Below are 24,448 nucleotides of genomic sequence, written 5' to 3'. Positions count from 1 at the left end.
ATTTGTTGCCATAAAATTTTCGAACCATGAAACCAGACTTATTTCAATCTCCTGATTACTATAATCTTGACGATTTATTAACCGAAGAACACAAGTTAGTCCGAGACGCCGCAAGAGCTTGGGTAAAAAGAGAAGTATCCCCTATCATAGAAGACTATGCTCAAAAAGCAGAATTTCCAAAACAAATCATCAAAGGTTTGGGAGAAATTGGTGGTTTTGGTCCTTACATTCCTGTAGAATATGGTGGTGCTGGATTGGATCAAATATCCTACGGACTCATTATGCAAGAAATTGAACGCGGGGATTCTGGCGTGCGCTCTACTTCATCAGTACAGTCATCTTTGGTAATGTATCCCATTTGGAAATACGGTAACGAGGAACAACGCATGAAATACTTACCCAAACTAGCCACTGGAGAATTCATGGGCTGTTTTGGATTGACTGAACCTGACCACGGCTCTAACCCAGGTGGAATGACCACCAACTTCAAAGACAAAGGTGATCATTATTTATTAAATGGTGCCAAAATGTGGATTTCTAACGCTCCTTTTGCAGACATTGCTGTAGTTTGGGCAAAGAATGAAGAAGGACGAATTCACGGTTTAATCGTAGAACGCGGCATGGAAGGATTCACCACTCCTGAAACTCATAACAAATGGTCTTTGAGAGCTTCGGCTACTGGAGAGTTGATTTTTGATAATGTAAAAGTTCCAAAAGAAAACTTGTTGCCAAACAAATCAGGATTAGGCGCACCGCTGGGTTGCCTAGATTCTGCTCGTTACGGAATTGCTTGGGGCGCTATTGGCGCGGCTATGGATTGTTATGATACCGCTTTGCGTTATGCTAAAGAGCGTATTCAATTTGACAAACCTATCGCAGGAACTCAATTACAACAAAAAAAATTAGCCGAAATGATTACTGAAATCACCAAAGCGCAATTGTTAACTTGGAGACTAGGCGTCTTAAGAAATGAAGGCAGAGCGACTTCGGCACAAATCTCAATGGCTAAAAGAAATAATGTTGACATGGCGATTCATATTGCTCGCGAAGCCAGACAAATGTTAGGCGGAATGGGAATCACAGGCGAATATTCTATCATGCGTCATATGATGAACTTAGAATCGGTAATTACCTATGAAGGCACTCACGATATTCATTTATTAATTACAGGAATGGACATCACAGGAATTGCTGCTTTTAAATAATATAAACAACTATTAAAGTATTTATAAAATCAATTAAAGAAGCTTCTTGGTAACAGGAAGCTTTTTTATTTTTACAAAAAAAAATCCCAATGAACATTACCTACATCAATTCAAGAATAGCGACGCAAAAGGAACAACTTTTGAACCACACTTTATACCATAAAGTACGTACCTTAGAAAATTTGCATTGTTTCCTAGAAACTCATGTATATGCAGTATGGGATTTTATGTCGCTTTTGAAAGCTTTGCAAGCCAAACTAACGTGCACGACAACACCTTGGTTTGCTTCTCCCAACCCAGAAACTCGTTATTTGATTAACGAAATTGTTTTGGCCGAAGAAACCGACCTTAGCCTAGACGGAAGACATTTAAGCCATTTTGAAATGTACCTAGAAGCCATGCAGGCTTGTGGCGCAAGTACAACAGGAATTGCCACATTCCTAGAAGAAGTACAATCCATACAAAATATTTTTGTGGCTATTAAAAAAAGTCAACTACATCCGAATATCAAATCATTTTTGGATTTTACTTTTCAGGTAATTGAACATGGCAAAGCACATGAAATAGCTGCTGCATTTACCTTCGGAAGAGAAGATTTAATCCCTAGTATGTTCACAGAAATCTTGCAAAACTTTCAAAAAAACTTTCCAGAAACGGATTTAAAACAATTGATTTACTATTTCGAAAGACACATCGAATTGGATGCAGACGAACACGGACCCATGGCGATGCAAATGATTACCGAGCTTTGCGGAAATGATGCTAAAAAATGGGAAGAAGTTGAAGCCATTTCGATCCTAGCCTTGGAAAAAAGAATAGGCCTTTGGAACGGTATCGAAGAACAATTGTGTTTGACGATGGAAACCGTTTAAAAAACAGGTATGGCACACTTTCCGAAACATATAAAAACAGCACTACAATTCTTCCTTTTGGCAGTTGTAGTGTTTTTTTTCAACCAATGTTCTACCGAAAACCCATCGGTTAATCCAAAACCTGAAAGTAGTCCAACATCTCAACAACCATCACAACCAATAAGTAAGAAAGTTTCATACATCGCACTTGGAGATAGTTACACCATTGGACAAAGTGTTTGTCCAACGTGTCATTTCCCTGAGCAACTAAAGAAAAACCTTGAAGCAACAATCCCTGGCTTATCCGTAGACCTAAAAATCATTGCACAAACAGGCTGGACTACTTCTAATCTAATCCAAGCGATTAAAGAACAGCAACCCACTACCGATCATAACTTAGTAACCTTACTTATTGGTGTCAACAACCAGTATCAAAATAGGGAATTTATCATTTATGAAAGAGAGTTTCCTCAATTGGCACAAACAGCCATCGCTTTAGCGAAAGGGAAAAAAGACAATGTTATCGTGGTTTCAATTCCCGATTATGCCTATACTCCTTTTGGACAACAAACAGGAAATGCAGCTAAAATTTCAACTGAATTAGACCGCTATAATACATTTGCTAAAACTTATTGCGAAGCTAATGGCATTACCTTTATTAATATCACTGATATTACAAGACAAGGACTAAAAGAAACCTATTTGGTAGCCCCAGACGGCCTACACCCTTCGGAAAAAGCCTATTCTTTATTTGTTGAAAGATTAACACCAAAAGCAAATGTAATTGTTCAAAAATAAAAGCCCCATCGTATCGACAGGGCTGAACTTTTAATTTTCTGGAGCCAATTCTAGCTCAAGTCCTTCAAGACTTTCCGTTATTGGAATTTGACAACCTAAACGGCTATTAGATTTCACATAAAAAGCTTCAGACAGCATGGCTTCTTCATCATCACCCATGGGTGGTAATTCCACCTCATTGAGCACATAACATTGGCAAGAAGCACACATGGCCATTCCACCGCAAGTTCCCTCAACTGGCAACTCATAGGCTTTACACAATTCCATAATGTTCATAGCCATATCTGTTGGCGCTTGCAATTCGTGAACAACCCCTTCTCTATCTTTTATCTTTATTAAAACATCCATTATTAAAATTCCTTTTTTTATTTGATCTGAAGATCTAAAATATACTCTATACTGTTTTTACTATTACTGATTTTTAAACGAAGGATATCCGCTTGATTGATGGTAAATACCACCGAAACATCTGGAGCATATACCCCATCAATGGTTTTATACACCAATTTTCCCTTAAAAGTAGTAGTTACCAAACCATTTTTCTCATTTTTGGAAGTCACTAATGTTTGAGAATTTAATTCCGCAGAATTATAAGCTGTATATTCTTCTAATTTGGCTTTATCCCCACTGAACTTAGTTAAAAATTCTGCTCCAATAATTTTTAAATACCCCTGTCTGTTAGAAAATACATTAATTGGTGTAGCAAAAGAAGCATCTTGAAACTCCCCATCATTACCCACATAAGCTCTTTTCACAGAGGCTTCTTGAATGAGTTCTTGTCCAAAGCTAGTACCTAAAGACCATAGTAAAATAAATAGAAAGTACTGTTTTTTCATAATTGGTTAGGTTTAAAGTTAGTAATTCAAATGCATTTACATCCTGATTGAAGCACGGAATGCAAAAATGAATTTTTTTGTATAATTTTTTACCAAAATAAAAAAAAATCAACACAAAAAACCTAAATATGACAACAATTTTACACTAATGCAATTTATTTGATAAATCAGCAAAAAAACCAAAAAATAAATCAAAATAGCGAATCATTTCATAAAAATTTCTACTCAAAGAACTTAATTCAAAGTAGCCCATCGGCTTAACTTACACTACATTCACTACTGTTTCTATCTGAGGTGCAAATTTTTTGATTGTTGTTTCCACACCTGCACGCAAAGTCATTTGATTCACACTACAACTGGTACAAGCTCCTTCGAGTCTTACCTTTACATGTTTGTCTTCCTCGATAGAAATGAGCGTTATATCACCTCCATCTGATTTAAGAAATGGTCTGATTTCATCCAATGCTTTAATTACATTCTCGGTTAATTCTTCTGTTGTCATATTGAAGTGTTTAACAATTCAACCTTCAAAAAAATCTCCTGAAGGCTGAACCTTTAATTATTATTTTTTTACTGCTGAACAACCCGCCATGGTTGTAATTTTTATGGCTTCGGTAGCTGGTAAATGCTCATTTCTATTTACCGTTTCTTGTACTACATTTCGAGTAATGGTTTCGAAAACACTTCCAATAATAGAATCCGTTTGCAATGCAGCTGGACGTCCATAATCGCCTGCTTCACGAATAGATTGTACAATTGGCACTTCTCCCAAGAAAGGAACCTTTAAATCGGCAGCTAAATCTCTTGCGCCTTCTTTACCAAAAATATAGTATTTATTTTCAGGAAGTTCTTGTGGTGTAAAATAAGCCATGTTTTCAATAATTCCCAGAACTGGAACATTGATTGCTTCAGACAAGAACATCGCTACACCTTTTCTTGCATCTGCCAAAGCTACAGCTTGTGGTGTACTCACTACAACAGCACCTGTCACAGGCAAAGATTGCATAATAGACAAGTGAATATCACCAGTTCCCGGAGGTAAATCGATTAGCATAAAATCCAATTCACCCCAGTTGGCATCAAAAATCATTTGATTCAAGGCTTTCGCAGCCATTGGCCCTCTCCAAATTACCGCTTGACTTGGAGATGTAAAGAATCCTATTGAAAGCATTTTTACTTCATAACTTTCTACCGGTTTCATTTTTGATTTTCCATCTACTTCGATAGAAATAGGCTTTTCATTTTCTACATCAAACATGATTGGCATTGATGGACCGTAGATATCAGCATCTAAAACTCCAACACTGAATCCCATTTTGGCTAGAGAAACAGCCAAATTAGCTGTAACAGTAGATTTTCCTACGCCTCCTTTACCAGAAGCGACTGCAATGATATTCTTGATACCAGGAATAGCTTTCCCTTTAATTTCAGGTTTATCAGGCACCTCAACTTTGCTGTTAATTTTGATTTTTGCTTCGGCAGAAACTTTTTCTAGAATTGTTTTTTTAATATCGTCTTCAGCACGTTTTTTAATATGCATTGCAGGTGTGTGTAATACTAAATCTACCACTACTTCATCACCAAAAGTAACCACGTTTGCAACAGCTCCGCTTTCCACCATGTTTTTTCCTTCTCCAGCAATAGAAATGGTTTCTAATGCTTTTAATATTTCTTTTCTATCTAATTTCATGTTTAAAAATTTATCCGATGTCTACCTTTTAATAAGACTGATTCTTGATTGCAAAGATAATAGTAAAATAATGGAATCAATTAGGATTGAATTGAAAATATTGATAGAAAAATAGGCAAACTCACTTTAATACATTTCACCTTTAAGCAGTGTAATTTTTTGATCAACGTACTTTACAAGTAACTGATTTTTTAACAAATCATATGCCGTGGCAAGCCATTGATTTTTTACAGACGAAAAAACAACTGCATCAATGATACCGCTTGAAAACTTGGCTTGCGATGATCGAAAAGAAGCTTCTGCAAAACCTTTCATTTCTTGCAACTTTGCTGAGAGTTTGATGTAATTTTGTTTATTCTGATGCTCAAGTTCAATTTGATTTTTAACTTTTAAGGTCTCTTGTTCTATTAATAATTTTGTTTTTTCGGCTTCAATTTTCATGGCAGAAAATCTTTTCGATGCACGAAAACCATTAAACACTGGAACATTAAGCTGGATTCCAAGCTGTTGATTTTTATTATCCTTAATTTGTTTTGCAAAATCTATGGTTTGACCATTGAGTTGATTAAGTGTTTTGAAATAAAAAGTAGAAAAGCCATAAAAGGAAATCAAAGAAGGTAAATTATTAGCTCTTTCCAATTTAGCGTCCGCTAAACTACTTTTGTAATTTAACTTCGCATACCGCAATTTTGGATTATTATCAATTGTCATTTTTTGGTTCAAAGTTGTTTGCATTATATCACTCAAGACAACAGCTTCTATGGCACTATTTTCTGTATTAATTAACTGAAAAAGTTGCTTCTTTTGAAACCCCAACAATTGTTTAGTCTCTACTATCCTTTTCTCTTCTTGAGCGAAACTTAATTGCATATCGTACCAATCACTTTTTGATTTGGCACCAATAGCCACCTCTTTTTTCACTCTTTCCAGATTAAATTCAGCATTCTTGAATTGCTCCTCTTGAATTTTAAGTAATTCTTGGGTAAAAAGCGCTTGATAAAAGCTTTCCAAAATTTGAAGTTGGTATTCGTTTTCAATAACTTTTAAAGTTTCTTTAGAAAGTTCAATAGCTATTTTACTTTTTTGAGCATTCGCAAAAGCTTTAAAATCGAGCAAACTCATTTGCGCGTTCAAATTAAAACTATCGTTTTGAATATTTAAACTTTCTCTTCCATTGGTGGAAGGATTAATGGATGAACCAAAATTATAACTTTGATTTCCAGTAAAAAAAATGGCAGGTAAAAATTGATTCCCAACTGAATTATGTTCTTTTTGTACCTTCTTTATATCCAACTGCTGAATTTTAATGGCGATGGAAGTTTTCTTTCCCGCTTCTATACATTGCTGTAATGACCAACGCTGCTCTTGCCCCAAAAGAGTCAAACAGCAAAAAAAGAGCGCTACTAATAAAAAAATTATTTTATTCATATTTCAAATATTTCAGCACATCTAATCGAGTGGCGTGATAAGCCCTAGAGAGCACTACAACTAATGTTAAGCTTAATAGCATTACAAAACCTAATAGAAAAGGCAACACTGAGATAGTAATTCTAAAAGCAAAATTTTCTAACCACCTATTGAGCAAGTAATACACTGGAAATAGCGCCAGTAAAAACCCTACAACACAATAAATAACATATTGTTTGGACAATTCTTTTAACAGAGTATTGGTTTCTGCTCCAAGTGTTTTTCGGATGGCAATTTCTTTCATACGTCTTTCAATTGAAAAAGAAGCCAAAGAAAACAATCCGAAAAGCGCAATTAAAATGACAATAACGTTGAGTAATGAAAACAAGTTCTTTTGTTTGACGTAGGTTTCATAAGTTCTAGCATACTGTTTATCAACAAAATCATAAGTAAAAGGATCCTCAGCATCAACATTTTTAATCCAAAATTTTTCAATATCGTCAATGGTTTGATCCATGTTTTCTTTCTTAACTTTTACGTGAATCTTGTTAGTATTTTGTAACATCCAGTTAATAGTTTTAAAATGAAAAAACACCATTGGAGGGATTTCAGCTTGTGGGCCAAATAAGTGGAAATCTTTTACAACACCTACTATTTTTAGTTTTGTGCCATTCCAATCTATTTCTTTCCCTATTGGATTTTTTTCACCCATCATTTTCATAGACACTTCATTTATCAACATTGAATTAATAGTATCAGAAGCAAATTTTTCGGACAAACTTCTTCCTTCTTTGATTTTGATTTGCATCATTTCTAACATACCAAAGTCAACACCCATGTTTTGGCTTTGGATATTGGCATTTTTATATTGAAAACTTGAAGAACTTCCCGAGCCATTTCCAAATGAAAAAGCACCTGTAGCCACTTGCTCAACCCCTTTAATCTTTGAAATTTCGGCTTTGACCATATTGTATCTATCGTATATTTTTTTCTCGTACCCTTTTTCTTTCCAGTCGTATTTATTTCTGTAATTTATGGAAAGTACTTGATCTCCTTTAAATCCTAAATCTTTATTAGAAATATATTTTATTTGTTGAAAAACGATATAAAAACCAACAATAAAAAAAGTAGCGATTGCAAATTGAAAGACCAACATTCCGTTGCGCAACCAAATGCCACTTTTACTTCGACCAAAATTACCTTTCAACACTTTTAAAGTTTCAAAATTAGACACGTATACGGCGGGGAAAATTCCGGCGACTACAATGGTAATGATGAAAATTAAGACCAATTGTAAGTAAAATTGGCTTCCAAAAATGACTAATTTTTTTCCTAGAAATTCATTGTAATACGGCAACGATAGTTCAACAATTACTAAAGCAAGCAAAATCGAAAACGAAGTAATCAATACTGTTTCAAAAATAAATTGCTTGATAATATTTGATTTTGAAGCACCAATAATTTTTCTAACGCCTACTTCTTTTGCCCGTTTTATGGCATTTGCGGTAGCGAGATTTATATAATTTACAATGGAAAGCACTAAAATTAAAAGGGATAACCCCATCATAATCATCAAAAACTGATAATTTCCTTTAGCTTCTGGGTAATCATTTGTAATTGAATGAAGTCGAGAATCTTTAAGGGATTCTAAAACTATTTTCATAGGTTTCTCATCATATTTTTTCAAATATTCTTCAGGTGTTAATCCTTCATCTTTTGCCCATCGAAGTAAATTATTTTCATAATGCAATTTTTCAATTACCGCTTCAATTTTTTGTTTTGCATTGACATTCTTAAGCTTTACAAAAAGTCCAAAATTAAAATTCCCCCAAGGATTATTTTCCGGATTTAACTTACCATCAATTAAATTGGTTACCATTTCGGGTGCAATTGCTGATTTTCTATTTGCTATATAAATGCCTTTAACTGCTAATTTTCTGCCCGAATAATCAATGGTTTTATTCATTGGGTCTTCATTTCCAAATAGTTTTTTGGCAACCGCATCTGAAATAGCAACACTAGTTTTAGAAAGACAATTCTTTGGATTTCCTTTTATAAACTCAAATGGGAAAAAATCAAAGAAGTTATTTTGCGCATCAGTAATTACAAATTTTTGCTTTTTGTTTTTGTACTGAACACGTTCTTCATAATAACCTAAATTCATATAGCAATGTGAGGCGATTTCGGTGGTGTTTTTTTGCAAACTAGCACCAACTGGCCCTGGCGAGTTTGCCCAAACAACATCATCTCCAAGAACATTAACCACTAGAAAAACACTTTCCTTATTAGGATTCCAATCGTTATAACTGTGTTCATCGTTCCAATAGAGAATCGCAAAAATCAATCCTGCAATGCCAATACTCAATCCCAAAACATTTAAAGCGGTAAAAAGCTTGTTGTTTTTGATATGGTATAAAAATATGTTTGTCCAATTTTTTAGCATGATGTATTCGTTTTTTGATTGATGATTGATGATTTTAGGAAGTAAAGACAGCTACATTTTTGTGATTTTCTTTTTCAGAAAGCACCATTCCGTCTTTCATTAAAATTGTTCTTTGCGAAAAAGAAGCATCGTAATCCGAATGGGTTACCATTACTATTGTTGCTCCCTGTGCGTGCAAATCAGTAAGCAACTCCATTACTTCGTTACCATTTTTACTATCTAAATTTCCTGTTGGTTCATCTGCCAAAATAATTTTTGGATCATTAATTAGCGCACGTGCAACAGCCACTCTTTGTTGCTGCCCTCCAGAAAGTTGTTGAGGATAATGCTTTAAGCGATGTGAAATGTTTAATCGCTCAGCAATCGCGGCTACTTTTTTCTTTCTTTCAGCTGCCGAAACATTATTGTAAATCAATGGCAATTCGATATTATCAAAAACGGTTAGTTCATCAATCAAATTAAAGTTTTGAAAAATGAAACCAATGTTCTGTTTTCTCACTTTAGATTTTTCTTGTTCTTTTAGCCCTATCATTTGTTGATTAAGCAACTCATAACTACCACTTGAGGCACTATCCAAAAGCCCTACAATATTCAATAATGTTGATTTGCCGCTCCCAGAGGCTCCCATTATGCTGACAAATTCGCCCTGATTGATTGTCATTGAAATGTCGCTCAACGCTTTGGTTTCTAATTCTTCTGTTCGGAATATTTTCGAAAGATTGGTAATGTGTATCATAGTGTTTTTGATTATTGATTTATTTATTTTTATTGACTAGTATTATTCTATGTTTAATATTTCAGCTTCAAGATAATCCTTATAGGATGATGTAATTACTTGCTCTCCAGGCTGAAGCCCTTTTAGAATTTCAAAATACAAAGGATTTTCTCTACCCATGGTAATTTTTCTTCGCTCTGCTTTATTGCCGTTGACAACAAATATCCACTTTCCTGCGGTTTCTTGGTTAAAACTTCCTTTCGAAAGTACTATAGATTTTGTCTTTTCAGATAGCGTTAATCGCACGCCAAAACTCAATCCCTGACGCAAATCCATTTTCTCCGCTTGGGCAAAATTCAGTTCCACCAAAAATTGTCCATTTTTTATTTCTGGTATCACTTTATTAATGACAACTTCAACCTCTTTACCGTTAAAATCTACTTTCCCCTTTTGCCCTTGATTAATTTTCGGAAGATAGAACTCATCTACTTGCGCCATCAGTTTATAGCCTTTCATAACATCGATTTTGGCTAATGTTTGCCCTTGCTGATAGGTTTGTCCCAAAACAGGTTCAAACGAAGACAACCGCCCTGAAACTGGCGCAATTATTAAAAAGTTTTTCTTGTTGGACCGCAAAACAGCAAGGCTTTTTTCCATAATTCCAATGGACTGATTAAGGTGCACGATCTGTATTTGATTGGCTTGTTTCTCTTTGGTCATACTTTGCTTTATAATACTGATCCGCTCTTTTTGAAAACGATAATTCTCTTGTGTTTTTTCCCATTCGTTTTGGGATAAAATATCTTGTTCAAACAACTTTTTATTCAAATCGTACAAGTTTTTTGCATCTTGAAAATCATGACTTATGGCCACCAAATCTTTGGCGAAATTTAATTCTTGATTTCTCAAATCTAATTTGGCTTTGTTCAAATTATTGATTTGTTCTATAATTGCCGTTTCTTGCTGCATATAATTCAGTTCCGTATTGGGATTATATAATCGGGCTAAAGCTTGTCCCTTTGTAACATTATCTCCATTACTCACAAATATTTCTTGAACCGAACCTCCTTCTACTATGTTTACCAACATAGAATTCATAGGCTCCACCCGAGCTTGAAAAACCAAAAAATCTTCAAAAAAATCTTGTGTCACAGTCTTAATCGTTATCTCTTGTTTTTTTACATTCAGACTTCTTTTTTTATTGATTATTGAAAAAGCGACATAACTCAAAATTACAATTCCAATTACTGCAAGGGTTAGATACTTTTTTTTGTTATTTTTACGAGTGATGATTGTGTCCATTATAATTTTATTTGTCTGGTACATCAACAATTTCGTGCCATATTTTTAAAAATAGTCAAAGCGTTGATTGTAGTGGTTTTTGAAAAAACTCAAAAACAAGTGGTGTTCATTAACGAACAGTGTTCGGTCGGAAATGAACACTTGCACCATATCAATTTTTATAAAATTGGAACTAAAAACTTTGAAACAGTAGCGTTTTTAACCGTCAAAAATGCTAATAGTAGCTTAAAATGAAAAAAACAACTGCCCGAATTTTGGTTATCGATGACCAAGAAGACATACTTTTCGCTGCAAATATGCTTTTGAAAAAACATTTCGAAACCATTTACACGGCCAATAACCCAAAAAACATTCTAAAACTACTTGCCGAAAATGAAATAGAAGTGGTGCTTCTAGACATGAATTATCGTATTGGTTTTGAAGATGGTCGTGAAGGAATCTATTTTTTAAAGGAGATAAAAAAAATTTCACCTCATACTATTGTAATTCTAATGACCGCGTTTGGCAAGGTCGAGACCGCTGTTGAGGGCTTAAAATCGGGTGCTTTTGATTATGTTTTGAAGCCATGGGAAAATGAAAAATTAGTACAAACTGTAAAACAAGCCGTTGAAACCTCACGCATTGAAACTCGAAAAAACAAAAAGAAATTAGTAAGTGACGTGACCAATAATCCCTTTTTTATTGGCCATTCAACGCTTATTAAAAAAGCCTATTCCTTGGCCGAAAAAGTAGCAAAAACAGAAGCTAATGTTTTAATTCTTGGCGAAAACGGCACAGGAAAATTTGTTTTAGCACAGTACATTCATCAACAATCCGATAGAAGGAACAATGCCTTTGTTCATGTTGATTTAGGTTCACTCAATGATAATTTATTCGAAAGTGAACTTTTTGGTTATGCCAAAGGGGCTTTTACAGATGCCAAAATCGATACCGCGGGTCGGTTTGAAAAAGCACAAAACGGAACCCTCTTTCTAGATGAAATTGGCAATGTTCCCAGTCATTTACAAGCAAAATTATTGCAAGTCATTCAAACCAAAACCGTCACCCGACTTGGAGAGTCAAAACCAAGAGCACTCGATGTTCGAATTATTACGGCTACTAATTTAGATTTAAAACAAGAAGTGCTTACCAAACAGTTTCGGGAAGATTTATACTATCGTATTAATACTATGGAAATCAAACTCCCTGCTTTACGTGAACGCCTTGAAGATAAAATTCCGTTAGCTGAATTTTTGCTAAACAAAATGATTCTTAAATACGAAAAAGGAAACATCACTTTCGACGAAAAATCCCTTCATCAAATCAAAGAACACGCTTGGCATGGAAACATTCGTGAAATGGAAAACCGAATTGAGCGCGCCATTATTCTTTGTGAAAATGACATCATCAAAGTCTCAGATTTGGATCTTGAAATGATTACTCGTTATGAAGAAAATCAGGAAGATTTACACTTATCGGAAATTGAAAAGATAACCATCGAAAAAGTATTAACCAAAAACGAATGTAATATAAGTAAATCAGCAGAAGAATTAGGTTTATCAAGAGCCGCTTTATATCGAAGAATGGAAAAATATAATATTAATAATTCGTAAATGTTCAAAACACAAAAAACACATCACTATTTATTCTTACGACTACTCGTTCTTTTTTGTGGAGTAGTTCTGAGTTTTTTTCTTTATTCAAAAAACTTAGTTTATTCTTGTTTTTTGTCCTCTCTTCTCAGTTTTTTACTCCTGATGGAACTGTATTTTTTTCTTAAAAATGCTATGCAATTTTATGACAGAATCATTTCATTAATGCTGAATAACGATTTCACCTCAGATTTCTCCAAAGTATCCGCCAACACCAACCCTAATGCTATCTACAAATTATATGAAAAACTAAAAAACAAAGAGAACGATACCTTCTCCAAAGACATAGTATATAGCAGCATTTTGAACAACATAGAAAGTGGCATCCTTATCTTAGAAAAAAGCGAAAACGATTGGAACGTTTTCTTGATGAACAACTATTTTTCCAAGCACTTTCAGGTGCCTAAAGTTACCAAATGGCACTATCTTGCAACGCTATTACCTTCACTATGTGAGTTTATCGAAGCCCAAGAATTTAAGGAAATGAAAAGTCCGATACAAATACAAGTTGACAAAAAAGAAACCCAAACTTTTGTCATTCAAACTTCTGTAACCAAAACGCTAAACAAAGAATACTATGTCATTTTACTAGATAGCATACAAAAAGTAGTCGATAAGAAAGAGAAAGAAGCTTGGATCAACCTAATGAAAGTCATTTCGCACGAGCTCTTAAATTCACTCACTCCCATACGTTCCCTTTCTCAAAACTTAAATGAACTCATTCAGCAAGATAGTTTATCCAACGAGGATTTAGAAGATATCAAACAGAGTGTAATCACAATGCATAATCGGAGCAATCATCTTCAGGAATTCGTTGAGAGTTATAGAATACTAGCCATGTTGCCGACACCTAAAAAGGAAAAAACGGAGCTCTCAAAACTAATTAACGATGCGTTACAAATCATGCTTCCTTTATTCAAAAAAGAGAACATAACCGTAAACAACACGCTACATCAAACCCTTTGGATACTAATTGACAAAAACCAAATAGAACAAGTTTTTATCAACTTACTAACCAATTGCATGTATGCGTTAGAAAACAAAGAGAATAAAGAAATAAGTATAAATGTAGAGAGGTTTGAGCAACGATTGTATGTAATAATTACAGATAATGGTAGCGGAATTGAAGCAGAGATTCAAGATAAAATTTTCCTTCCTTTCTTTACTACACGAAAAAAAGGAGCAGGAATTGGACTTACCTTATCCAAAAGTATCATTGAAGCTCACGGTGGTTATTTATCCTTTGAATGTGAAGAAAACAAAACTCAATTTAAAATTTGCCTCTTAGTATAAAAATGTTTCTTTTACTTTCTCACTTCGGGCTCCCAAAAATGAGCTTCGAAGTCCACAATTTGATTGTCTTTAACTACAACACCTTCACTTTCTAACAATTGTTGCATTAAATTCGTTCCATCAAAGTGGTGTTTACCTGTTAATAGCCCTTTTCTATTCACTACACGATGTGCTGGAACATCTTCTACATGATGCGAGGCATTCATGGCCCAACCCACCATTCGAGCAGAACGCGCAGTTCCTAAAGCTTTGGCAATGGCTCCGAAGGAAGTAACTTTGCCATAAGGAATTTGCCTTACCACAGCATAAACACGCTCAAAAAAATTGGTTTCTTCCATTTTTTATTCAAAGAGATAACAAACCATAATGCTTCATGATGTTCCAAAAAGTAACCAGCGTTACCAAACCCGTGATGGTTCCTATGATGCGATTCATATTTTGAATAAAGAAATCGGCTTTGGATTCAATTTTATTAAAAAAAGCCACATACCCATAAAACACTAAAAAAGCACCTGATACTACTCCCAAAACAAAGATAAAAATAGAAAGCAAATCAAAGGTAAATAATTGATAGGATGCAAAGGTAATTCCTAACAAAACATAATAGGGAATAGGAAAAAAATTCAAGGCAGAAAGTAACATTCCCAAAAAGAAACGCGAACTTTTACTGTACTTTTTAATCTTTTCTGCTTTTCGTTTAGGCTTTTTCGCGATAAAAAGAAAATAAATGGTGAGAATGGCAAAAATTACACATCCTATTTCTCTTAAAAGCAATATAAGTGATGGACTTTTATCAAGCACCCTTGCAAATAAAAGTGCTAAAAATGTTTGAAAAAAGATGACAACAACCGCTCCAGAGACAAACCACATCGCTACTCGTTTTCCTTCTTTTAGGTTCACTTTTACCGCAGTCATATTAATCAACCCTGGTGGCGAAATACCAACAAAAGCGCTAATAAAACCGAGAAAAAAGAGACCTAATATCTGCATAGCATGAAAGGAAAAACTAGATTTAATTAAAAATCTAGTTTATGATTTTATTTTAAAACGAATAAAAGTAATCGCTTTATTGATGGCTAAATATTGTTTTTCATAAAACGTTTGAAAAGCCGTAACCTCCTCTGGACTTCCTTCGTTTTTATAGACATTATGATTCGCATACAGCACCTCATGTCCTTCGCCATGCAAAAGGCCTAAAGTGTAACCGTGCATGAATTCCGAATCGGTTTTTAGATTCACGATACCTTCTTTTTTCAAGATTTTTTTATACAATTGCAAGAACTCTGAGTTCGTCATACGATGCTTCGTTCTCTTGTATTTGATTTGTGGATCTGGAAAAGTAATCCAAATTTCGCCAACCTCATTTTCGGCAAAAATATGATTGATCAACTCGATTTGGGTTCTTACGAAAGCTACATTGTGCAAGCCTGTTTCTACAGCCGTTTTGGCTCCTCTCCAAAAGCGCGCACCTTTAATATCAATACCAATAAAGTTCTTATTAGGATAGCGCTCTGCTAAACCCACCGAGTATTCACCTTTTCCACAACCCAATTCCAAAACCAAAGGGTTGTCATTCTTGAAAAATTCAGCATTCCATTTTCCCTTTAGAGGAAACAACTCCCCTACCACTTCTTCTCTTGTTGGTTGAAACACATTATCGAATGTTTCGTTTTCTTTGAACCTTTTTAATTTATTTTTACTTCCCACGGTATTTTTTGCTATTTCGTGCAAAAATAAGCAATTAAATTTGAAGGCTCGCTTTAGTTCACAAAAAACAAGGACCTACACTTATAAAATTTCCGCCACGAATTCACTAATAAATCAAGAATTACAATGTGTTTTAATGACACGAATTATTATAGTTGATGGTATTCGTGTCATTCAATATCAATTTCGATAGCAATTAGTGACAAATTGTGCTATTGCTTCGCCTATTCGCTATCGCTCGGGTAGTGGCTAACTTTTTTAAATGCTAATACGCTGACAAAACGTTTTATTCTTTGGCGGTTAGTTGCTTCATCACTCCATCTTCTATAGGTGTTTTGATTTTTACTACTTCGTCTACGTTTTCATTTGGAATCGTCATAGAAAGCACATAATGTTTGATTTTCCAATCCTTTCCTATTTTTTCTAGTACACCTGACCCTCTACAAATTTTCATTTGTGTACTCAACAACTCATCAAACCAAGCCAATTTGCCTGTGGCGTCCAAAAAAATATGACGCTCGATTGCGGTAAAATTCCATGCTTTTCCTTTATCGAAATAAGGCTTTGCAAAAGCTTGAAAAGCGGTTTTGTTCCAATTCTCCTTCGCGTCGGTACCAATAAAGATGGCATCATGGGTCATTAATCCAAAATAAGCATCAAATTGAGCTTGCGCAGCTGCTTTGTGCCAAGCATCGAGAGTAGTGGAAATTTTTTGTTCTTCAGAACGCTGAGCATGAGCCATAGTGGAAAAAAGTCCAGCTACCAAAAGGAGCCCCATAGAAAGTGTGGTTTTCATAGATTGTGTTTAGGTTAATTGAATAACAAAAATAACTACTTTATAGCAAGTTTTGTTTACTACCATAGTTTGAAAGTTAAAAAAACAATAAGAATCGCGCTTGGTCACTCTTTTTAATATATTTTTGAAATGTGAAACAAATCCATCAAATTATGAAAACAATCCCCACTCTTTTATTTGCTTTCCTTGTATTTTCTCTATCGCAAAGTTCATTTGCACAAGGTTTTGGTGTTCGTGCAGGAGCTAATTTTTCTTCGGCTAGCGACGGAAATTTTGGTAAAATAAAAAGCAACAACGGCTATTATCTTGGCGTTTACAAAGAAATGTCTATAGTTCCCAAATTACTTTATATTCAACCAGAGATTCAATTCTCCAAACAAGGTTTTACTACCAGCACTTCTGATTTTGATTTAAACTATGTACAAGTGCCCATTTTGGCTAAGTTGTATGCACTAAAAATTGTTAGTTTTGAAACAGGTCCACAATTTGGTTTTAAAGTCAGTGACAAAATTAACGGTTCTCAAAATCCAGATTTCAAAACTTTTGATAGTGCATGGGCGTTTGGCATGTCATTAAATTTACCTTTCGGATTAGCGATCAACGGAAGATATATTGGCAGTTTTAAAGAAGTGATCAAAGACAGTGATTCTAAAAACCAAGTCATTCAATTGGGCGCATCATTTACGTTCTAAAATCTATTTTTTTTGCATAAAAAAGGGCAATGTTTGATGACATTGCCCTTTTATTTAGAATTAGCTCAAAGCTAAAATTATTTTAATGTGCTTTTTGCTTTTCGATAGTAGACGTTAGCGAACGTTTGATTTTGTCTAATGCCCCATGAAATGCTTTTTCGATGCTACTGGCGTGTTCTGTAACCGCGAGAGGATGACTGTTGGCCACACGAACTTCAATTAAACAACGTTTGTCGTCTACACCAGATTTATTACTGTTTTCATCACCAAAATGCACTTCTACTCTAGTAATTTTATCTTCGAATCGAGCCAATGATTTTTCTAATTCACCAGAAAAGTAAGCTTCTACTCTTTCGTGCCCTTCGATATTTTTGTCGGTGTTGATTTGTACTTTCATCGTTACAATGTTTTTGAGTTATATTTCAAATTTAAATCATTCAGAAGAAAAAAGCTACTCTTTTAGCAAAAGTTTAGGACTCCGAAAACGTATTTTATGTCTTTTAAATTTATGTGTTTTTTTATTTTTAAAAAGTATTGAAAACAATGGATTCTCAGTATCTAACCTTCAAACCCTTAAAAAAAAGCGCTGCAAGAAGCAACGCTTTTTAGCATTCTATATGGACAAATGACTAGTTCACTACCTTAACTGGAAAAGTAACTGAAGCATCTGTGGCTCCACCAGCATTAGTGATGTCTCCTGTAGCCACACCTGAAGCACTTTTAGCTGGTAGGTGTCTTAAAACTACGGTAATATTACCTGTAGTAGCCGCTGTACCTGTTTTCAAAGTAAAAACCAAACCAATTGGTTTTCCGTTTTTATCAGTATCTCCGTAAGTGAAAGTTCCAACAGCTGCTGGCGCTTGATAAAACAATTGGTGGTCATCCCCTTCTTCTTTTACCTCAGCCGTAATATCGTCAGCAGGTTTAACAGTTTCGTTTAAGAAAGTAGTCGCCCCGTTATAGGTAGTATTGATTTTTAAATCTCCTGAAGCGGTCACTACTGGTGCATTAGGGCCATCACCATCTAAATCTCTTGAGGTTAGCGTAATAACAGAGCTCCCTGCAGTAAGTGTTGTGGTAACCGTAGTGATTACTTCTTCTTCATTTACTACTTCCGGATCATCATTGTTACAAGAAGAAAAAGAAAGTACCGTAAGTAAGGCTAAAGCTAAAATTTTTGAATTTTTCATTGGATTTAAATTAAGTTGTAATTAGTAATTAAATTTGATTTGTATTTGAAAATTGCGCCCTACTTCATCTGCGAAGAAGCGTTGGCGGTTGAGATAATCCCTATAATTTGTATTGAATATATTTTGAACAGAAAACCCAAGTGTAGTCGTGGTTTTGTAAAACGTATGGAATTTCATTTCACTGTAAAAATGAAGCAAATGATACCCCGCTGGCGGCGTGCTGATATCTAATAAAGCTGGCGATAGATTCCCGTCGCTATCCACTAAGTTAATGTCGAAATTGTTGTTGGGAAACGACTGTTGTCTCATCACAACCTCACTCTTTAACTCCAACAATAACTCATGCCATTCTTTTTTCTTGAATTCGATGGTATTGGTAAAATGAAAAGGAGGCATATCGATCAACGGCTCGTCATTGTCTAGATCATTCCCTTTGATGTAAGCCATTGTAAAACGATGTTGCCATTGCGAAGAAATAGTCCAATTGGTTTGTACATCAACACCACCTAAAAGCGCTTTGGTTTGTTGGTATTCCCAAACGGGAAAGGCACCACGAATAGTCGTTTCGGCACCAACAGGACGAAGGAACATATAGTTTTGTACCGTATGGATGTAGGGATTGATTTCGAATGAAAAAGCTGTCCAAGCTTTTTGCAATGTAGTGGACAATTTTAGTGATTGCTCTTTCTTTAACGCCAAATCCCCCAATTCAATGATTCCTGTAGAGTGATGCAATCCATCACTGAAAAATTCCGATGGATTTGGGTTACGGGTCGCCAAACTAATATTGGTATACCAATCCCATTGCTTGTCAAACGTTTTTCTAAAACCAAGACTAGCCGATAGGTTATGGAAGGTAAAATTAGGGTGCGCCAAAATTTGGTCTCCCACCTCTCTTACCACAAATTGTGGAAAAAGAACATCATAACCTCTTTCGGTCCATCTACTTTTGAAATAAAACTTTTTGGCATCTACTTTTGAAAAGTCATAGCGCAAACCACCATCTAAAACCAAACCGTCTGATAAAGAAACACTCGCAATTCCGTAAATTCCAGCATCTAGCTTCTCATAATTTGGAATCAACGGACGAATACCCGTGGCAGGACTGGCAAAGTTATTTTGGAAACCTGCATTTATTCCTGATTTCAAATGCCAATCGTGGTAGGTTTTCTTGAAATCTACATTCAAATTGTGTGTAGACAATTCCAAATCCAAAGCCGCTAGATTATTAAAGGAACCTCTTCTTACATCAAATTCCAATCGTTTATTGAATTGAAAAGAATATTGCGAAGAAAGAGAAGCCGTTTCATCAAAATAGTACTGATAATTCAACTTTGCCAAATGGTGTTGCACCTCTTGTTTTGGATTGTCGATAGTATAGGTAAAATCATTGATTACCGAAGGTTTTTGGTTATTGATTGAGTTATACAAATCATTGATACTTCCCGTATGCGAAGCGCTCAAAATTCCAATAGTGGCATTGTAATAACTATAAAATCCTGACAGGAAATAGTGTTTTCCAGTATACTTTACATCGCCCGTAAAATTTGATTCACGGTTGCCTGTATTCGACAAAACATAATCGGGTGCTTCACGATCTCCCATATATTTGAAGGTGCCGAGTACGTTCCAACTCCAACCTAGGTCATTCCCTTTGTGTAAACTTGTAGTGACCGACCCACCTCTTCCGTTGGAAGCCAAATTGAGCATCGTTCTTCCAAACAAGGTGTCTTTTCGGACTTGAATCGGTTCTAAAATTACCAAACCTCCCACAGCGTCGCCACCGTATTGTAAGCCTGAAGCGCCTTTAATCACTGTTATTTTTCCCGCAGCATTGATGTCAAAATTGGGAGCGTGTTCTGTTCCCCATTCTTGGTCTTGCATCCGGACATTGTTATTAATGATTGGCACTCGGCTTCCGAACATACCATTTACAATAGGTTTCACCACGGTGCTTCCTGTCTTTAAACCTGAAACTCCTGCTACTTCTTGCAAAACATCGCCCAAGGACTGATTACTAAACTTCTCAATCGTGGCTGCTTTTACTTTTTGTTCCAGCACCGACTGATTGGGTGTCGTGTTTTTTTGTTTCACCAAAACTTCATACAAAGCCTCTGTATTTTGCTTCATAACAAAATTCAATTCCCTATCAGATGTCAATGTAATCACCGTGTCAATAGTTTGATAACCCACAAAGGACAGCGAAACCTTCAACGTACCAGAAGGCACGTCTTTGATTTCGTAAAACCCATTTTTGTTGGTGTTTACCGTTTTATTTCCAATGTGTACGTGACAACCTTCAAGGTTTTTTTTCGTTTCAGTAGTAATGGTACCGCTTAGTTTGTTTTGTGAAAAAACCAAAGCCGTAAACCAAAAGAACACGAAAACACTATAGCTTTTTGCTCGCATTTTGATATTCAAAAAAAATTAAAATAGGATTATCGCCATTCTCTAGTCTCGAAAATGACGTTTTGAAGTGAGATAAACGCTATTGAATTGACTACAAAATGTGCTTTAATCACAAATTATAGACTACCAAAAGGTCCGTTCACTTCCTAAAAAAGCTATACTACAGGCGGTGCCCGTAACGCAAATAAACTTCCTGAATAGAAAGTAAAGGTTGAAGATAGATAAAACTTAGTCGTTTTACTATAGGTTACAGCCTCGCTATTTTCCCAAAAAAAGGAAGAAGGCGGTAAGAAACTGTTAACAGAATAAGCACAAACCGAACAAGGTTGCGCATAATGGTGCGCGTGTGTGATTTGTTTTTTTGAAGTCGTGTTTTCGTGATGACAAATTGGAGCTTCTAGCTGCTCTATCAAATGGGCATAACTGTGCTTGGTTTGAAAAACCATCGTCGCCAACAAAATCAGCAAAAAGATCCTCGATATGAAAGCTTTGTTTGTCATCTGTTGCAAATGTAAAGAAAGAAACACGAATTTCAAGAATTGACACAAATTAAAATTAAAAGCTTGCGTCATAGCGCTAAAAAACACGAATTTCACGAATTAAACCCTTTCGTTCTTTGCAGTTAAATGACACAGATTACACAAATTTCACAGATAAAACTTTGCGCCTTTGCGGTAAAAAGACACAGATTTCACAGATTTACACAGATTAAAACTTTGCGTCCCTTGCGTAAACCTTTGCGCGCTTTGCGGTTAAAAAAACTATTTCAATCGAAACACCACCCTCACCAACGCCTTAAGAAAAGGCACTTTTGGGCATTTCCAGATTACTTGTAGGTCCTCGAAAAAAGAAGTCTCTTCATCCAAAAATTTAAAAATCAAATCGGGTTTTCCTTTTTGGAACAGCTTTGAAAAAATGACACTTCCCAATTCGTTCGTGCGGTCCAGAATATCCAACAACAACAAATCGTACCACCAAAATTTAGTTCTTTTTCCCAAGGAGGTAAAAGGCAAATCGAGTTGCAAAAAGCGTACTAACGCATCCGATTTTTTGTCCGAATTCCTAAAAGTATAGCCCGTACTCGCTTTGGTCCAACCTCCAGCCGTGCCGATGTTCAGGACATTCTTGGTATTCGCTTTCCAAAACGGATAACAAGTCATTGGAATGCTCCCCTGCTCTTTTTCTTGTATGGTATAACTCGTCACACCGAGTTGCTGTAAGTAGTCTTTGATGGCGGTTTCATATTCGGCTTTGGGCAAGAGGTTGGCCGAAAAAAGCGTATATTCCACCAAAGCCTCGGTAGCCGAAGTCGGCAACACATACATAAAACGCGTATTCCCTTTTTGCGCCACCGAAAAATCCATAAACGTCGGTTTTTCAGCCGTAAAAACGGGCTCTTTCGTTTGCACAAACCACCCCACAAAATGCTGTTGCAGCACAGGATATTCGTTTTGATGCGCCACCAAAGTAGGATTGTAAATACTGTTCAACACGCGCTTTCCGAAATAAACCGCTTCCGTAGTTTTTACAAAAATTTGCTGTTCGGTTTCTTCTATGTCGGTTACTTTTTCCTGCACAAAAGTCACCCTCGGATGTTGCTGCAACAAAGCGAACACTTGCTGGTAAAAATCAATGCCGCGAATCATTTGATAGCGATACGGCTGCAAAGGCAAATCCCGACTGTACGCTTCCGAAGCAAACCAAGCCACGTCCCAATGTTTCGCCACAGCGCCATCCCAAATACTGGGCGAAGTACTCCAAAAACACCAAGTACGATCATTCGCCTTTTTGGCATCTTCGTCGAGTAACAAAAGGGTTTGGTCTTGGAAAGCAGGAGACGACACCATTTTGTACGCCGTCATCAAAGCCGCCAAGCCCGCCCCAGTAAAAATATAATCGTATTGAACCGTAGCCTCTGAAGTCATACGCCAAAAATAAGGAAAATAACCGCAATTCACAGCAAGCGCCCAACGGCTATTTTATCGACCTTACAAACTCTAATGATTGTTTGAATTTTTAGGAGCAGCCACACCGACTTTCCCACACGAGTCGTCCCGCTGTACGCTATATCTTGCTAGGCGAACCCCGCCTAGCAAGGATGCCGCTCCCATCGGGGCTAAGCGAGAACGTTTGGTTTTCAGAACAGAAAAAAAACAACATCAGTTACACAATAGTACTGTTTTAATGAACCGCGTTGCAAATACTATGGCTTGCGTTTAAGAACTTTCCATTTTGAAGACTTCAACTAAAAATAAACCTCGCTTAAATATTCTTAAACGAGGTTGTTTTTTAAGTTATCTTGAAATTTTACTTTTTGAAGAGAGTTGTGCAACTGCTATAGCTGTTGTGCGTTCGTTTTCAATTTTACCAAGGCCCATTTCTGTTTACATTTATAAAAGTATTGTTCTCTAAGCGATAAGCACCTTTAAGACCCACAAACCAAATGCGTTCTTGTTTATCTTGATAAATAGTAAATGGGAAAGGTTTAAATTCACCTTCTTTACTTTCAATTTTAGTGAATACTTTGTTGCTGTAACTATAAATATCACGTTTGTTGGCATTAAACCAAAGTGTACCGTTTTTATCTTCAAAAATGCAACCAATACCAATATCATTTTGGTTAAAAAGATTTTCAGTTACATTTATAACAGTCTCTCCATTGTATTTACACAACCCTTTGGAAGTCGAAATCCAAAAGTAGCCCTCTTTACTTTCAATTATTTGACCCACAAAATTAGATTTGAGCCCTTCTTTTTCAGAAATGTTGGTTAACGTAGTTCCATCATAAATATATACACCTCCGTTGGTTGCAAACCACATTTTACCTTTACTGTCTTCTATAATGGAATGAATCATTTTGGTTGTACTAATTCCCACATCGGGATTTATCTTTCCTTCAGGAATTTCAAACGGAGAAAATTTCTCTCCATCAAAGCTATAAACACCTTGAGTAGTTCCTACCCAAAGTATTCCTTTTTTATCCATTGTCATACTCCAAAGACCACCAATTCTCTTGGTTCCATTTTCATAATACATGGTAAAATAGTTCCCATCAAATTTTGCAATGCCACGATCATAACCTATCCAGATATTTCCAATTTTATCTTCAAGAATAGCATAAACTACTACTTTTTGTCCAGTAGAATCTTTAAGTACAAAATAAACAAGTCCATTCTTATCATAACGACAAAGACCATTTTGTGTGCCAAACCAAAAATTTCCTTTGCTGTCTTGAAAAACAGTTCGAATAACACCACTTATTTGGTTTCCTTGGTAATCTTTATCATGTACACTATTTCTATATTCAGGTTGCATTTCTGCCTTTAGACTAATACTATCTTTATGAATTCTTGTAATGTTAACTGGTATTGATTCTGTAATTTGTCCAATACACGAATTAAATAAAAATGATAAAACAAGCATTAAATAGTTAGCTTTGATTTTGTTATATTTAATCATAATTATTTTTTTTCTTTTTCCACG

24 protein-coding genes are annotated in these 24,448 nt (G+C 35.6%); 6 read left to right on the top strand and 18 right to left on the bottom strand.

The features are described 5' to 3' along the window. Nucleotides 1–26: 26 nt before the first annotated feature. The 3 genes from FLB_RS08070 to FLB_RS08060 all read left to right on the top strand — a co-directional run bounded on the left by FLB_RS08070 (nt 27) and on the right by FLB_RS08060 (nt 2,854). Nucleotides 27–1,205, top strand: a complete 1,179-nt coding sequence (locus FLB_RS08070; RefSeq protein ID WP_064715446.1) for an acyl-CoA dehydrogenase family protein — start codon at nt 27–29, stop codon at nt 1,203–1,205. 89 nt (nt 1,206–1,294) lie between these two features. Then, entirely contained in the window at nt 1,295–2,077 is a 783-nt protein-coding gene (locus tag FLB_RS08065; protein ID WP_064715445.1) for a DUF3050 domain-containing protein, read from the top strand. 9 nt (nt 2,078–2,086) lie between these two features. Further along, nucleotides 2,087–2,854 (top strand): SGNH/GDSL hydrolase family protein, encoded by a 768-nt coding sequence (locus FLB_RS08060; RefSeq protein ID WP_082923244.1) that lies wholly within the window; start codon nt 2,087–2,089, stop codon nt 2,852–2,854. Between the two features lie 30 nt (nt 2,855–2,884). On the opposite strand, the gene FLB_RS08055 is transcribed toward FLB_RS08060, so the two are convergent. The 8 genes from FLB_RS08055 to FLB_RS08020 all read right to left on the bottom strand — a co-directional run bounded on the left by FLB_RS08055 (nt 2,885) and on the right by FLB_RS08020 (nt 11,247). Then, complete coding sequence (locus tag FLB_RS08055) at nt 2,885–3,202, bottom strand: 2Fe-2S iron-sulfur cluster-binding protein (protein WP_064715444.1); 318 nt, start codon at nt 3,200–3,202, stop codon at nt 2,885–2,887. Nucleotides 3,203–3,219: 17 nt separating this feature from the next. Further along, nucleotides 3,220–3,690 carry a hypothetical protein gene (locus tag FLB_RS08050; protein ID WP_064715443.1) on the bottom strand — a complete coding sequence of 157 codons (471 nt, stop codon included), beginning with the start codon at nt 3,688–3,690 and terminating at the stop codon, nt 3,220–3,222. 262 nt (nt 3,691–3,952) lie between these two features. Further along, complete coding sequence (locus FLB_RS08045) at nt 3,953–4,192, bottom strand: NifU family protein (RefSeq protein ID WP_064715442.1); 240 nt, start codon at nt 4,190–4,192, stop codon at nt 3,953–3,955. A 60-nt stretch (nt 4,193–4,252) separates the two neighbouring features. Next, nucleotides 4,253–5,380, bottom strand: a complete 1,128-nt coding sequence (locus tag FLB_RS08040; RefSeq protein ID WP_064715441.1) for an Mrp/NBP35 family ATP-binding protein — start codon at nt 5,378–5,380, stop codon at nt 4,253–4,255. 126 nt (nt 5,381–5,506) lie between these two features. Continuing rightward, on the bottom strand, nt 5,507–6,808 hold the full coding sequence (locus tag FLB_RS08035; RefSeq protein WP_064715440.1) for a TolC family protein: 1,302 nt from the start codon (nt 6,806–6,808) through the stop codon (nt 5,507–5,509). Further along, the gene (locus FLB_RS08030) at nt 6,801–9,230 is read right to left on the bottom strand and encodes an ABC transporter permease (RefSeq protein WP_064715439.1); all 2,430 of its coding nucleotides are present in this window, start codon (nt 9,228–9,230) and stop codon (nt 6,801–6,803) included. Before FLB_RS08030 ends, FLB_RS08035 begins: the two co-directional genes overlap by 8 nt. A gap of 34 nt (nt 9,231–9,264) precedes the next feature. Then, nucleotides 9,265–9,966 carry an ABC transporter ATP-binding protein gene (locus FLB_RS08025; RefSeq protein ID WP_064715438.1) on the bottom strand — a complete coding sequence of 234 codons (702 nt, stop codon included), beginning with the start codon at nt 9,964–9,966 and terminating at the stop codon, nt 9,265–9,267. 42 nt (nt 9,967–10,008) lie between these two features. Beyond that, nucleotides 10,009–11,247, bottom strand: a complete 1,239-nt coding sequence (locus tag FLB_RS08020; protein ID WP_064715607.1) for an efflux RND transporter periplasmic adaptor subunit — start codon at nt 11,245–11,247, stop codon at nt 10,009–10,011. Nucleotides 11,248–11,477: 230 nt separating this feature from the next. On the opposite strand from FLB_RS08020, the gene FLB_RS08015 reads away from it, so the two are divergent. After that, nucleotides 11,478–12,839 carry a sigma-54-dependent transcriptional regulator gene (locus FLB_RS08015; RefSeq protein ID WP_064715437.1) on the top strand — a complete coding sequence of 454 codons (1,362 nt, stop codon included), beginning with the start codon at nt 11,478–11,480 and terminating at the stop codon, nt 12,837–12,839. A 144-nt stretch (nt 12,840–12,983) separates the two neighbouring features. Continuing rightward, nucleotides 12,984–14,171: a sensor histidine kinase gene (locus FLB_RS08010; RefSeq protein WP_231891063.1), complete on the top strand. Its 1,188-nt coding sequence runs from the start codon at nt 12,984–12,986 to the stop codon at nt 14,169–14,171. Nucleotides 14,172–14,182: 11 nt separating this feature from the next. Here FLB_RS08010 and FLB_RS08005 read toward each other — a convergent pair whose 3' ends face one another. The 4 genes from FLB_RS08005 to FLB_RS07990 all read right to left on the bottom strand — a co-directional run bounded on the left by FLB_RS08005 (nt 14,183) and on the right by FLB_RS07990 (nt 16,674). Next, nucleotides 14,183–14,509, bottom strand: a complete 327-nt coding sequence (locus FLB_RS08005) for an MGMT family protein (RefSeq protein ID WP_064715435.1) — start codon at nt 14,507–14,509, stop codon at nt 14,183–14,185. A 7-nt stretch (nt 14,510–14,516) separates the two neighbouring features. Further along, nucleotides 14,517–15,161 (bottom strand): LysE family translocator, encoded by a 645-nt coding sequence (locus FLB_RS08000; RefSeq protein ID WP_064715434.1) that lies wholly within the window; start codon nt 15,159–15,161, stop codon nt 14,517–14,519. A 39-nt stretch (nt 15,162–15,200) separates the two neighbouring features. Beyond that, a complete protein-coding gene (gene trmB / locus FLB_RS07995; protein WP_064715606.1) occupies nt 15,201–15,878 on the bottom strand; it encodes a tRNA (guanosine(46)-N7)-methyltransferase TrmB in 678 nt (225 codons plus the stop codon). 286 nt (nt 15,879–16,164) lie between these two features. Then, the gene (locus tag FLB_RS07990) at nt 16,165–16,674 is read right to left on the bottom strand and encodes a nuclear transport factor 2 family protein (protein ID WP_064715433.1); all 510 of its coding nucleotides are present in this window, start codon (nt 16,672–16,674) and stop codon (nt 16,165–16,167) included. Nucleotides 16,675–16,826: 152 nt separating this feature from the next. On the opposite strand from FLB_RS07990, the gene FLB_RS07985 reads away from it, so the two are divergent. Further along, nucleotides 16,827–17,366 carry an outer membrane beta-barrel protein gene (locus FLB_RS07985; RefSeq protein WP_064715432.1) on the top strand — a complete coding sequence of 180 codons (540 nt, stop codon included), beginning with the start codon at nt 16,827–16,829 and terminating at the stop codon, nt 17,364–17,366. A gap of 82 nt (nt 17,367–17,448) precedes the next feature. On the opposite strand, the gene FLB_RS07980 is transcribed toward FLB_RS07985, so the two are convergent. The 6 genes from FLB_RS07980 to FLB_RS07950 all read right to left on the bottom strand — a co-directional run bounded on the left by FLB_RS07980 (nt 17,449) and on the right by FLB_RS07950 (nt 24,424). Beyond that, nucleotides 17,449–17,763 carry an HPF/RaiA family ribosome-associated protein gene (locus FLB_RS07980; protein ID WP_064715431.1) on the bottom strand — a complete coding sequence of 105 codons (315 nt, stop codon included), beginning with the start codon at nt 17,761–17,763 and terminating at the stop codon, nt 17,449–17,451. A gap of 232 nt (nt 17,764–17,995) precedes the next feature. Then, a complete protein-coding gene (locus tag FLB_RS07970; RefSeq protein ID WP_064715429.1) occupies nt 17,996–18,556 on the bottom strand; it encodes a hypothetical protein in 561 nt (186 codons plus the stop codon). Between the two features lie 21 nt (nt 18,557–18,577). After that, the gene (locus tag FLB_RS07965) at nt 18,578–20,965 is read right to left on the bottom strand and encodes a TonB-dependent receptor (protein WP_064715428.1); all 2,388 of its coding nucleotides are present in this window, start codon (nt 20,963–20,965) and stop codon (nt 18,578–18,580) included. A 155-nt stretch (nt 20,966–21,120) separates the two neighbouring features. Next, nucleotides 21,121–21,465 (bottom strand): hypothetical protein, encoded by a 345-nt coding sequence (locus FLB_RS07960; protein WP_064715427.1) that lies wholly within the window; start codon nt 21,463–21,465, stop codon nt 21,121–21,123. A 261-nt stretch (nt 21,466–21,726) separates the two neighbouring features. Next, nucleotides 21,727–22,890, bottom strand: coding sequence for a lycopene cyclase family protein (locus FLB_RS07955; RefSeq protein WP_064715426.1), 1,164 nt, complete (start codon nt 22,888–22,890; stop codon nt 21,727–21,729). Between the two features lie 439 nt (nt 22,891–23,329). After that, nucleotides 23,330–24,424 carry a two-component regulator propeller domain-containing protein gene (locus FLB_RS07950; RefSeq protein ID WP_064715425.1) on the bottom strand — a complete coding sequence of 365 codons (1,095 nt, stop codon included), beginning with the start codon at nt 24,422–24,424 and terminating at the stop codon, nt 23,330–23,332. Nucleotides 24,425–24,448 lie beyond the last annotated feature (24 nt).

Source organism: Flavobacterium succinicans, assembly GCF_001662485.1.
GTDB classification, from domain to species: domain Bacteria; phylum Bacteroidota; class Bacteroidia; order Flavobacteriales; family Flavobacteriaceae; genus Flavobacterium; species Flavobacterium succinicans_A.
The sequence above is the reverse complement of the archived record's forward strand: the minus strand, read 5'-3'. Positions and strand labels throughout refer to the sequence as shown.